Annotated in this window: 9 protein-coding genes; 6 read left to right on the plus strand and 3 right to left on the minus strand. The window is 69.9% G+C overall.

Annotated features, from left to right (window positions below; genetic code table 11):
- Window positions 1–143 precede the first annotated feature (143 nt).
- The 3 genes from VHB92_RS04640 to VHB92_RS04650 all read left to right on the plus strand — a co-directional run bounded on the left by VHB92_RS04640 (window position 144) and on the right by VHB92_RS04650 (window position 5,581).
- Window positions 144–467, plus strand: coding sequence for a WhiB family transcriptional regulator (locus tag VHB92_RS04640; protein ID WP_325451896.1), 324 nt, complete (start codon window positions 144–146; stop codon window positions 465–467).
- A 217-nt stretch (window positions 468–684) separates the two neighbouring features.
- On the plus strand, window positions 685–4,134 hold the full coding sequence (locus VHB92_RS04645; RefSeq protein ID WP_325451880.1) for a glycosyltransferase: 3,450 nt from the start codon (window positions 685–687) through the stop codon (window positions 4,132–4,134).
- Window positions 4,124–5,581: a DUF5719 family protein gene (locus VHB92_RS04650; RefSeq protein ID WP_325451882.1), complete on the plus strand. Its 1,458-nt coding sequence runs from the start codon at window positions 4,124–4,126 to the stop codon at window positions 5,579–5,581. The genes VHB92_RS04645 and VHB92_RS04650 overlap by 11 nt, the downstream gene beginning before the upstream one ends.
- 43 nt (window positions 5,582–5,624) lie before the next feature.
- Here the strand turns inward: VHB92_RS04650 and VHB92_RS04655 are convergent, their stop codons facing one another.
- On the minus strand, window positions 5,625–6,065 hold the full coding sequence (locus VHB92_RS04655) for a metallopeptidase family protein (RefSeq protein ID WP_325451884.1): 441 nt from the start codon (window positions 6,063–6,065) through the stop codon (window positions 5,625–5,627).
- A gap of 323 nt (window positions 6,066–6,388) precedes the next feature.
- Between VHB92_RS04655 and VHB92_RS04660 the strand changes: the two genes are divergently transcribed.
- Both VHB92_RS04660 and ahcY read left to right on the plus strand, forming a co-directional pair.
- Complete coding sequence (locus VHB92_RS04660; protein ID WP_325451886.1) at window positions 6,389–6,616, plus strand: DUF3499 family protein; 228 nt, start codon at window positions 6,389–6,391, stop codon at window positions 6,614–6,616.
- 236 nt (window positions 6,617–6,852) lie between these two features.
- Window positions 6,853–8,394, plus strand: coding sequence for an adenosylhomocysteinase (gene ahcY / locus VHB92_RS04665; RefSeq protein WP_325451888.1), 1,542 nt, complete (start codon window positions 6,853–6,855; stop codon window positions 8,392–8,394).
- 309 nt (window positions 8,395–8,703) lie between these two features.
- On the opposite strand, the gene VHB92_RS04670 is transcribed toward ahcY, so the two are convergent.
- The gene (locus VHB92_RS04670; protein ID WP_325451890.1) at window positions 8,704–9,573 is read right to left on the minus strand and encodes an RDD family protein; all 870 of its coding nucleotides are present in this window, start codon (window positions 9,571–9,573) and stop codon (window positions 8,704–8,706) included.
- A 19-nt stretch (window positions 9,574–9,592) separates the two neighbouring features.
- Here VHB92_RS04670 and VHB92_RS04675 point away from each other — a divergent pair, with 19 nt between their 5' ends.
- Window positions 9,593–10,585 carry a stage II sporulation protein M gene (locus VHB92_RS04675; RefSeq protein WP_325451892.1) on the plus strand — a complete coding sequence of 331 codons (993 nt, stop codon included), beginning with the start codon at window positions 9,593–9,595 and terminating at the stop codon, window positions 10,583–10,585.
- 107 nt (window positions 10,586–10,692) lie between these two features.
- Here VHB92_RS04675 and VHB92_RS04680 read toward each other — a convergent pair.
- Window positions 10,693–11,299 (minus strand): aquaporin (locus tag VHB92_RS04680; protein ID WP_325451894.1); only part of this gene is annotated, 607 nt, incomplete at its 5' end.

An 11,299-nucleotide genomic window follows, 5' to 3' on the forward strand; every position in this document is an offset into this window, starting at 1 on the left:
CAAATCGTTGCGGGTCTTTCGGCGCGTCGCGAACCCTCCAGCACGGCTTGAGCCTTTACGATTCGCGACTTGACGCGATCGAACTACACGGCTGTAATTATGGAAACGCGCCTTGCGCGTGGCAACACAGTGGGGAGATCGATATGGCTATGAGCGAATATCGACCGGGGGTACCCGAAAACTGGTTCGTCGATCCCATCCGGCTTGGGGTGCCGGGGGTTCGATCGATCGAAGAGGATGAGGAGAATCCTCTGGCGTGGCAGTCGGATGCGTTGTGCGCGCAGACCGACCCTGAGGCGTTCTTCCCTGAAAAGGGTGGATCGACGAGGGATGCCAAGAAGATCTGCACGTCGTGCGAGGTTCGGGCCCAGTGCCTGGAGTACGCGCTGCAGAACGACGAACGCTTCGGTATTTGGGGTGGGCTCTCGGAGCGGGAACGTCGCAAGCTGCGCAAACGCGCGGGGTGACGGCGTTCGTCGAGTCGCCTGCGTCTGCATCCGGAGTCGGAGCTGACACGGGCGTCGTTCGCGACGGTGAACGTGTGCGGGGCCGCGCAGGGACCGAAGAATGTCCCCGAGGCGGCTCCGCACACGTCACGTCGTGACGACGGCATGACGAGGCAATTCGGCGAGCACGCGATCCGGGTGCCGGGTATTCGGCACGCACCTGCCTAGGCTGTCCGCGATGCCTCCGACAGTCACCGCCATCCTCGTCGCGCACCGCGGCACCGAGCACCTCAGACGCACCCTGGATGCTCTCGCGTCGCAGACCCGACCCGTGGACTCCGTCGTGGTGATCGCGGTCGACTCGGATGAGGCGACGACGGCCCAGGCATCCGCCGCTTCGCCTGACCAGCTGCTGGCCTCGACCGAGAAGCTGCCGTTCGGCACGGCCCTCGGGGTCGCGGCTCGCGTCGTGCCTCCCGCGGCATCCGAGGATGACTGGCTGTGGTTCCTGGGTCAGGACACGGCTCCGGAACCGGAGGCGCTCGCGCGGCTCATCGAGACCGTGGCCGTCTCTCCATCTGTCGCTATCGCAGGTCCCAAGCTCGTGGACTGGGACGAGGCCGCGGTGATCCGGGAACTGGGGCTGTCCATGACGCGCCTCGGAGCGACGATCGTGCCGGTCGAGGACGAGTTCGATCAGGCGCAGCACGACCGCACGAGCGACATGCTCGCCGTGCCCGCCGCTGGAATGCTCATCCGGCACACGGTGTGGGAGCGGCTCGGCGGATTCGATCCCGCGCTCCCCGCGTTCGACGAGGGACTCGACCTGTGCGTCCGCGCACGCCTCGCCGGGCACCGCGTGGTCATTGTCCCCGGCGCCCGACTGGCTTCGGCAGGTGACGGCGTCGCCGTGCAGCCGAGGACGCCGCGAGGCAGGCAGCGGCGCAGGCAGCACCGGCTGCGCCGATCCGCCCAGCTGCACAGGCGCATGGCATACGCGCCGGGCTTCGCCCTGGTCTTCCACTGGCTCTCGCTGGTGCCGCTGGCGGTCATCCGGTCGCTCGGCTTCCTGCTCGGCAAACAGCCCGGTGCCATCGGCGGCGAGTTCGCGGCCGCGTTCGCCACAGCATTCGGCGGCAGTCGGGTCGGACAGGCGAGAAGCGCGATCAAGCGTGTGCGCGTGGTGAAGTGGAGCGCGATCGCGCCGTTGCGGATCCCTCGGGCCGAGGTGCGCCGCATCCGCGGGCTGCGTCGCGAGGTGAGCCTGGTGCGCCTGCACGGCGAACGGCGTGAGCTGAACTTCTTCAGCGGCGGCGGCGCTTGGGTCGTGCTGGCAGCGGCCCTGATGAGCGTCGCGCTGTTCGCGCCGCTGCTCGGGTCTTCGCAGGCGAGCGGCGGCGGGCTGCTGCCGTTGAACGACATCGGAACGCTGTGGGCCGACCTGGGTTATGGCTGGCGCGACATCGGCATCGGCTTCGTCGGCGCTGCCGATCCGTTCACCGGTGTGCTCGCCCTGCTCGGATCGCTGACGTTCTGGCAGCCGTCGTTCGCCATCGTGCTGCTGTGGTTCGCCGCGTTGCCGCTGGCGGCACTCGGCGGCTGGTTCCTCGCGACGCGCCTCACGCATCGCGCCGTGCTGCGCGCCACGTTTGCGATCGTGTGGGCGCTGGCGCCTATGCTGTTCGACGCGCTGCAGCAGGGCAGGCCGGCCGCGGTCATCGTGCACCTGCTGCTGCCCTGGCTGTTCTTCGCCGGAACCGCCGCTCGACGCTCGTGGGCGGCGGCCGCCACGACGGCCATCCTCGCCGCGGCGGTGATCGCTTGCGCGCCCATCATGGCGCCCGCGCTGTTCGTGATCTGGGTGGTCGGATCCGCGCTCGCGGGCCGAGGCGTCGTTCGGGTGCTGCTCGTGCCCATACCGACGCTCGTGCTGTTCGCCCCGCTCGTGTGGCAGCAGACGATGCGCGGCACGCCGCTGGCGGTCTTCGCGGACCCCGGCCTGCCGCTCCCGGGTGCGCCCGCGCATCCGCTGCACGTCGCTCTCGGGTTCGCGGACAGCGACCTCGGCGGGTGGCAGACGCTCGCCGGGGTGCTGGGGTTCAGCGGGGTCATCCCGTCGGTCGTGGTGCCGATCCTGATGGCCCCCGTCGCCATCCTCGCGCTGCTCTCGCTCTTCCTGCGCGGCACGATCAGAGCGACGCTCTGCCTCATCGGGGCGCTGCTCGGCTTCGCGACCGCGATGGCGGCCGTTAACGTCTCGTTGTCCACGCAGGGATCCGCCGCCGTGCCGCTCTGGGCCGGAAGCGCGCTCAGCCTGTACTGGCTGGCGCTCATCTCGGCGGCGACCATGGCACTCGTTGCGCTCGGGCGGTTCGCCATCGGTCCCGCGACCGTCACCGTGGCCTTCGTGGCCGTGGCCGTCGCGCCGCTGGCGATCGCCGTGCCGCTTCAGACCTCCGCCATCTCGGCGGGCGCAACGGATGCCCTGCCCGCCTACGCGACGGCGCAGGCCCAGACGCATCCGCGCATCGGCACTCTGCGGCTGGCACCCCAGCAGGACGGGTCGCTGGGAGCGCAGCTGCTGCACGGCAAGGGCGAGACGCTCGACGATCAGAGCACGCTGAGCGCTACGAGCCGTGTGCTCACGCCGGACGAACGCAAGCTCGCCACGCTCGCCGGCAATCTCACGTCCACGAGCGGGCTGGATGCGTCGTCGCTGCTCAAGCACTTCGGCGTCTCGTTCGTGGTGCTCCAGACGAGCGCGGGGGAGGGGCTCTCACCGGCATCCGCGACCCAGCTGCGCGCGGAGACGGCGCTCGACAGCAACCCGCTGCTCACCCAGGTGGCGTCGACCGACGACTCCGTGCTGTGGAGCGTGCCGAAGCAACGGCAGAGCGTGCCGATCCCGCCGGATGCCGGCGGCTGGGTGCGCCTCGTGGTGCTCGTCGCGCTCGGCATCGTGTTCGGGCTCACATTGCTCCTGGCGCTTCCGACCGGGCGCACCGAGCGCGGCACGCTGCGGCGTCCCACGGCGGCGGAAGTGCTGGGCAGGCACGCCGATCGCCGGAAGCGCGAGTCGCAGGCAACAGCGGATCCCGTCAACACCGGCGCCGGTGCCGGCCGCGCTGCGGACGGCGATCCCCAGGACGTGGATACGGACGCTGCGGATGCCGGGAGCACCGACCCCGGCCATCCCGATTCGGCAGCTGAGGATCGTGCGCCGGCCGCTGACACCGGTACCGGCGCGGACGGCGAACGCGCTGCCGGTGCAGATCGTGATGCCGGTGTCGACGTGGGTCCGGGCTACCCGACGCGCGACGACGCGGCAGCCGCGACCTCGACGTCTCCGCAGTCGACGGAGCCTTCTCGGGTCGGTCGGCAGCCAGAGTCGGATCCCCTTCGTGGCAGAGATGCGGGCGCGGGGGGCAGAAACACGAGCACAGAGAGCAGGGACCAGGGCGCAGAAGCGGGCGGCGAGACGTCTGGCACTGCGGTGGGCGAGGATGCCCGGGAGGATGCCGGTGAGCCGCAGAGCCCGCCCGACGATGCGGCATCCGCACGCCGGTATGAGTACGGCGACCAGCGGCCGACCGGGGCTATCGACGAGGACACCGTGGAACGAGTGGATGCGTTCGCCGTGCGCGACGTGCCGATGAACGGCAGCGAGGGGGGTCGTGATGCCGAGTAATCGGGCGATCGCGCGCGGGAGCGTTCGCGTGCTGGCCGGTGTGATCGGTGTCGGTGTCGCTGTCGTCGCCCTCGCGGGCGCCGCGCTCGTGCCGCTGCCGGAGTTCCGGGTGACGCCGCCGTCGCAGAAGGTGGCGCCGGTGCCTGCCGATCAGGAACGGGTCTGCCCAGGCGGACTGCTCGACCTCGGCAACGCGACGGATGCTTCATCGCTGTCGTCGATCGGCACGCCGTCGCTCGTGACGACGTCCACGACCTCGGTCTCGCAGAGCAGCCTGGCCACCTCGAGCGTGCACGGTGGCGGCGGTGCGCCGCGGGTCATCAGGACGCAGGCGGACGGCTCCGGCGGCCGGCCGCTGATCGCCGGCGCGCAATCGCAGCGGGCACGAGAGGACGATGTCGCAGGGCTGGCGGCCGCCGCGTGCGGCGAGGCCGGCTCCGACAGCTGGCTCGTGGCCGGGTCTACGACTCTCGGCGCGACGAGCCTCGTGCTGCTGAGCAATCCGTCGAAGGTGCAGGCCACGGTCGACCTCGGCGTCTACACCGAGGCGGGCCACGCCGAGACTCCCGGCGCCCGAGGGCTGGTCGTGCGTGCGAACTCGCAGCTCGTGGTGCCGCTGGCGGGGATCGTGCCGAATGTGCAGGCATCCGTCGTGCACGTGCAGGCGAGCGGCGGCAGCGTGTACGCGTCACTGCAGCAGAGCAGCGTACAGGGTCTTGCGCCGCAGGGCGTCGAGCTCGTGGGCCCGACCGCTCTTCCCGCCCAGAAGCTCACCATTCCCGGGATGACGGTGGCGAACATCGCCCGCATCGCGACCGGAGCCGAGAGCGGCTCGAACCAGCTGCCTGCCGTGCGGCTGCTCGCCCCTGGCACGACGGAAGCGCACGTCACGGTGACGGCGACGTCGGAGACCACTCCGGGGGTCGGAGCCACGTCGCACATCACGATGCAGGGTGGAACGGTGCGCGAGGTGACGTTCGACCATCTGATCGACGGCTCGTACACCGTGCAGGTGACGTCGGACGTTCCCGTCGTGGCCGCGGCCCGCACCGTAGATGCCGCCGCACCGGCGAGCGGTGACCAATCGGCGACGGCTCAGGCCGAGGCGGCGACGCAGGACTTCGCGTGGTTCGTGGCCTCGGCCCCGCTCGGCCAGAAGTCGGTGGTGGCCGTGCCGCCGGGATCCGCGCCGACGCTGCACTTGAGCAACGAGACCGGATCGGATGCGTCGGTGACGTTGACGCCCAGGACAGGGGCGGCGCAGAAGGTCGCGGTGCCGGCGGGCAAGGGCGTCGCCGTGCCGGTCACGGCGCGCGGCTCGTACACGCTCGAAGGGGCGGAGGGGCTGCGGGCATCCGTGAGCCTGACGGGCGACGCCCAGTCGTCATCCTTCGCCCTGAACCCGCCGGGGCCGCTGGCGCAGCCGATCACGGTGTATCCGAAGTAGTGCGCCTTCGCTCCGGTCGAGCGGCGAGGGACGGGCGCGTGGCTCAGTAGTGCCCGCCGAAGCGGCCGGGCGCCAGATCCCAGGGGTCGCGACCCATCAGCTCGGCGACGGCGCGGAAGACGCAGCTCTCGACGAGGAGCTTGCGATGCAGGTCGTCGTTGCGGTGCAGCTTGGCCAGCCTCTCGATCGGCACCCGATAGAGGGTGATCGTCTTGGTGGCGTGGTCGACTCCCCAGCGCTCGACCTCCTCGTAACCGAGCGCCGCGGACGGCGCGGCCGCGATCTGCACGTGCATGTCGGAGAGCTCGTCGGGCCAGATGCCCTTGAGGAAGTCGGCCGTGGTCGCGACGGTCATCTCGAAGACGTCGATCCGGTCTTGCAGCAGAGGCAGGTGGGGGCCGGTGATGGGCCCTCGCGCGCCGCGCCCGTGGCGATCCGATCGACGCACCGGGGTGGCGTACCGTACTGGCCGGGATCGGGGCATGTCGCCCATCCTACGGTCACGGTCCGACGCTGTTCGGCGCGATGGACACACCGCGGGTTGAGCCTGTCGAAACCCGCATGCGGACGTGTTCCGAGAGCGCACCGGACGGTGGGGTGAACGGTGCCACGGCGACGAGCAGGGTGCAGCAACACAGTGCACCGGGCGGTGCGACCGTGCAGTGTGCACCGGCACCGTGCAGTGTGCACCCGCACTGCGCCCTGCCGCGGCGACGGCGCTGTGCATCGTGCGCCGGCGACGCGCCGTGAACGGGGGAGGCACACGAACGGTGCCGCAGCGCGGTTGCCGAGTAGTCTGGTGCCCTGATGACGGTGCGCACGTGTTCGAAGGTGGCTTGCTCGCGCGAAGCCGTGTCGACGCTCACCTACGACTATGCGGATTCGATGGTCGTGCTCGGACCGCTGTCGCTGACGCACGAGCCGCACACGTACGATCTGTGCGCCATCCACGCCGAGCGGCTCTCCGCACCGCAGGGATGGCAGGTCGTTCGGCATCAGGTGATCGGCGAGCCGCAGGGGCTCGGCGGCCTCTGACGGCGCCGGCGGCTGCTCCGTCTCGTCCCTCGGTATCCACCTTCCCGTCCGTATTCACCTTCCCGTCTCGGCCGTGTTCACTTTCCCGTCTCGTCCGTATTCAGGAGATGCGCGGGGTTCGACCGCGATATGCAGGTGAGCGAGCGGAGGTCCTGAATACGGCAACGGAATGGCGGATGCCCGTGGCCGTCCTGGGTCGCCGTAACACTCGGGAACGTGCTGAGACAATGGAGCACATGACCTCCCTGAGCTCCCAGGACCTCGCGCCGAACGCATCCGAGACCGCGACGTCGGACGCCCGTCCGTTCGAATACCGGGTGCGTGACCTCGCGCTCGCCGAGGCCGGACGCCACCAGTTGCGCCTGGCTGAGCAGGAGATGCCCGGCTTGATGGCGCTGCGCGCGGAGTTCGCCGACGCACAGCCGCTGGCGGGTGCTCGGATCGCCGGCTCGCTGCACATGACCGTGCAGACGGCCGTGCTCATCGAGACTCTCGTGGCGCTCGGCGCCCAGGTGCGCTGGGCGAGCTGCAACATCTTCTCCACACAGGACGAGGCGGCGGCCGCCGTCGTGGTGGGCCCGGACGGAACGCCGGAGCATCCGCGGGGCGTTCCCGTCTTCGCGTGGAAGGGCGAGAGCCTCGAGGAGTACTGGTGGTGCACGAGCCGCATCTTCGACTGGAGCTCGGAGGCCGAGCGGGCTCGGCAGGCCGGCGCAGCCGATCACGACTTCATCGGACCGAACCAGATCCTCGACGACGGCGGTGACGCGACTCTGCTCGTGCACCTCGGTGCGCAGTTCGAGCGTGAGGGACGCGTTCCGGATGCCGCCCCGCGCGACTCCCACGAATACCGTGTGATCCTCGACGTGCTGCGCGAATCCCTCGCCGAGTCGCCGGACCGCTGGACCCGTATCGCGAGCGAGATCGCGGGCGTCACGGAGGAGACCACGACCGGCGCTCACCGGCTGTACGAGCTGGAACGCGACGGCAGGCTGCTGTTCACTGCGATCAACGTCAACGACTCGGTCACCAAGTCGAAGTTCGACAACAAGTACGGCATCCGCCACTCGCTCGTCGACGGCCTGAACCGCGCCACCGACGTGCTGATCGGCGGCAAGGTCGCCTTCGTCGCGGGCTACGGGGATGTCGGCAAGGGTGCGGCCGAGGCGTTGCGCGGCCAGGGAGCACGCGTGATCGTGAGCGAGGTCGACCCGATCAACGCGCTCCAGGCGGCGATGGACGGGTTCCAGGTGTCGCGCCTGGAGTCGGTGATCGGTGAGGTGGACATCCTGATCACGGGTACCGGGAACAAGAACGTGGTGCGGCTCGAGCACCTGCTCGCCATGAAGCATCTTGCGGTCGTGGCGAACGTCGGGCACTTCGACAATGAGATCGACATGGCATCGCTGGAGGCGCTCGACGGTGCCGAGAAGGTCGAGATCAAGCCGCAGGTGCACGAGTGGCGGCTGCCCAACGGGCGCAGCGTGCTCGTACTCAGCGAGGGCCGGCTGATGAATCTCGGGAACGCGACGGGGCACCCGTCGTTCGTGATGAGCAACTCGTTCACGAACCAGGTGCTGGGTCAGATCGAGCTGCACGGCAATGCGGATGCGTACCCGCTCGGCGTGCACACCCTGCCGAAGGTGCTCGATGAGAAGGTGGCGCGACTGCACCTCGACGCCCTCGGCGTGGAGCTCACCACGCTCAGCGCCGAGCAGGCGGCGTACATCGGCGTGCCCGTCGAGGGCCCCTACAAGTCCGACCAGTACCGCTACTGACGACTGAGCCGAGAGCCAAGCGAGCTTGCTCGCTTGGCCGAGGCGATGGAGTCAGTTGAGTCGCGGAGCGCGATCACTGACGACTGAGCCGAGAGCCGAGCGAGCTTGCTCGTTTGGCCGAGGCGATGGGGTCAGTTGAGTCGCGGAGCGCGATCACTGACGACTGGGCCGAGAGCCGAGCGAGCCTGCTCGTTTGGCCGCGGGAATCGGCGTTTGCGCCGCTTTGCCGTGTTTGCGCCACTTGTTCTGGCGCAGTACCGAAGATGCGGCGCAGTCGGCGGGTGGCTGCGTGCGGGGTAGCGCGCACGGTCAGTCGCGGCGGGGGAACCCGGGCGGAAGCGCCGTGAGTGCGGGCTCGACGCGTTCGAGTCTCGCGCGATCGCCCATCAGCGCCGCGTACTCGCGGTCGCGACGGAGCGCGGCGACGGCGACGAGGAACGACTCAGCGTCGGTGTTCGGCAGCGGTGAGACGAACGGCGCGGCCTCGCGCGCGAGCTCCGTGGCGACGCGCGTGCGGGCATCCGGCGTGAGCGTCCCCGCGTGCCTCAGGAACTCAGCGATGCGCCTGGCGAGCCGAGGTGGAAGCGCGGCGACATCGGCCACCGTGGCCCAGCCCGCGAGGTGCGCTGGCAGCGGCGGCGGTGGGGGCGGCGCCGCAGGCATCCGTTGCAGCTGCGAGTACGTGCCGGCGAGAAGGTCGCCGATGCGCTTGGATCGCGGGCTGAGCAGACCGGCGATGGCGGCTATGCCGCCGAGCGTGAGGTAGATCTCGATCGATCCCGCCAGGGACCGCACGAACGCGTGCCGCAACTGCTCGGATGCGCCGTCATCCCGCACGATGCGCGCGCCGATCGCGAGCTTGCCGAGACTGCGGCCGTGCGTGAGGCCCTCGACGGCTGTGGGCACCACCACGAACACGAACGCGACGATCGCCACCTGGATGGCTGCCGTCGCCGCGGCGTCGAGCACCTTGCCCGCTCCGGACAGCGCCCAGAACAGCAGCAGGACGACGGCGTACCCCGAGAGTGCGTCGATCGCGAGGCCCGCGCCGCGCAGCACGAACGTGGCAGCTCTGGCGTCGACCGCCACGGCCTCCCCGGTGAACTGACGCTCGTCGTCGGCGTACTCGCCCGTCGCCGGGCCGGCATAGCGAGGGCTGCTCGCCACCTGGCCGCTCATGGCTACCATCTAATCAGCCATGGATGCCGACGCGTACGCCGCAGCCCACAGCGCCGAGTGGGAGCGGCTGGGCGCGCTCGCGCGACGCCGCACGCTCGACGGGGCGGCATCCGATGAGTTGATCGCGTCGTATCAGGTGGCGGCCACGCACCTGTCGGCGCTGAGCTCCGCCGACGGCGATAGCGCATACACCGACCGGCTGGCCACGGTGATCGCCGCTGCCAGGCGTCGATTCACGGGCACGCGCACGAGCGCTGCAGGAGGAATCGCTCTGTTCTTCGCCGCGTCGCTGCCAGCGGCGTTGTACCGCGTGCGCTGGGTGGCGCTCTGCGTCGCGCTGGGCACCGTCGCGGTGGCGGCCCTGGTCGCGTGGTGGCTGGTTTCCGATCCGAGGGCTCTCGCCGCCGTGGGCAGCACCACGGATCTGAAGCAGTACCTGAACCACGACTTCATCGACTACTACTCGCGCGATCCGGCCGCGTCGTTCGCCGGCCAGGTGTGGACCAACAACGCGTGGCTGGCCGCGCAGAGCATCGCCACGGGCATCCTCGGCGTCTACGTGCCGTACATCCTGGTGCAGAATGCCGTCAACCTCGGCGTCGCGGCCGGCATCTTCGTGCACTACGACCGGGCCGACGTACTGTTCTCCTACATCCTTCCGCACGGGATGCTCGAGCTCACCTCGCTCTTCGTCGCCGCGGCGGCCGGCCTGCGCATCTTCTGGGCGTGGGTCGCACCGGGGCCGCGCACCAGGGGCCAGGCGCTCGCGCAGGAGGGCCGCGCGCTGTTCGCGGTCGCGGTCGGCACGGCGATCAGTCTCTTCTGCTCCGGCCTCATCGAGGGGTTCGTGACGCCGTCCGGGCTTCCGGTCTGGGCCAAGGTCGCGATCGGCGCGTTCGCGCTCGCCGCCTTCCTCGTCTACATGCTGATCGTCGGCCGTAGGGCGGCCGAGGCCGGGGAGGCGGGCGATCCGGAGACGGATGCGCGATCGCGCCGCCTCGTCGCAGCCTGACAGGAGACCAGGGCGACAGAGTACACAGACGACAGAGGAACAGACGACAGAGCACACAGAAGAGGGGCCCGGTCTGCGCGACCGGGCCCCTCGTGCTTCTCGAGCTGCTACGAACGCTGGCGGCCGTCGACCTTCTTGAGGCTGTCGAACAGCGGCGCGAACGTGAAGCCGGCGATGAGCGCGCCGATGATCGGTGCGACGATCGTGACCCAGACCTGACCGATGGCATCCGGCCCGCCGTAGATGGCGGTGGCCAGCGCACGGGCGGGGTTGAACGAGCCGTTGGACACCGGGATGGCGATGAGCGCGACCGTGGTCAGCGTGAGGCCGATGGCGAGCGGTGCGAAGCCTGCCGCCGCGCGCACGTGCGTCACGCCCAGGATGACGTAGAGGAAGAACGCGGTCGTGACGATCTCGATGATGAAGACCGACCAGAATCCGTACCCGCCGGGCGACAGCACGTCGTAGCCCGTGGATGCTCCCCTGAACTGAAGGCTCAGGAAGTCGCCCTTCACGCCCTTGGCGCCGGCGAGCACCCAGAGGATGATGCTCGATGCGATGATGCCGCCGACGAGCTGCGCCACGATGTAGCCGATCACGTCGCGCCAGGCGAAACGCCGAGCCGCGGCGAGCCCGAGCGTGACGGCCGGGTTGAAGTGACCGCCGGAGATCGGACCGAACGAGTACGCGCCGATGACGACGGAGAGGCCGAGG

Origin of the sequence: Humibacter sp., assembly GCF_035547335.1 — a bacterium.
In the GTDB taxonomy this organism is placed as follows: Bacteria; Actinomycetota; Actinomycetes; order Actinomycetales; family Microbacteriaceae; genus Humibacter.

What these genes read in the sequence shown, in the direction of transcription:
- VHB92_RS04670 (WP_325451890.1), bottom strand. Translation starts at nt 9,573, where the DNA reads ATGAGCGGCCAGGTGGCGAGCAGCCCTCGCTATGCCGGCCCGGCGACG.
- VHB92_RS04650 (WP_325451882.1), top strand. Translation starts at nt 4,124, where the DNA reads ATGCCGAGTAATCGGGCGATCGCGCGCGGGAGCGTTCGCGTGCTGGCC.
- VHB92_RS04660 (WP_325451886.1), top strand. Translation starts at nt 6,389, where the DNA reads ATGACGGTGCGCACGTGTTCGAAGGTGGCTTGCTCGCGCGAAGCCGTG.
- VHB92_RS04640 (WP_325451896.1), top strand. Translation starts at nt 144, where the DNA reads ATGGCTATGAGCGAATATCGACCGGGGGTACCCGAAAACTGGTTCGTC.
- ahcY (WP_325451888.1), top strand. Translation starts at nt 6,853, where the DNA reads ATGACCTCCCTGAGCTCCCAGGACCTCGCGCCGAACGCATCCGAGACC.
- VHB92_RS04655 (WP_325451884.1), bottom strand. Translation starts at nt 6,065, where the DNA reads ATGCCCCGATCCCGGCCAGTACGGTACGCCACCCCGGTGCGTCGATCG.
- VHB92_RS04645 (WP_325451880.1), top strand. Translation starts at nt 685, where the DNA reads ATGCCTCCGACAGTCACCGCCATCCTCGTCGCGCACCGCGGCACCGAG.
- VHB92_RS04675 (WP_325451892.1), top strand. Translation starts at nt 9,593, where the DNA reads ATGGATGCCGACGCGTACGCCGCAGCCCACAGCGCCGAGTGGGAGCGG.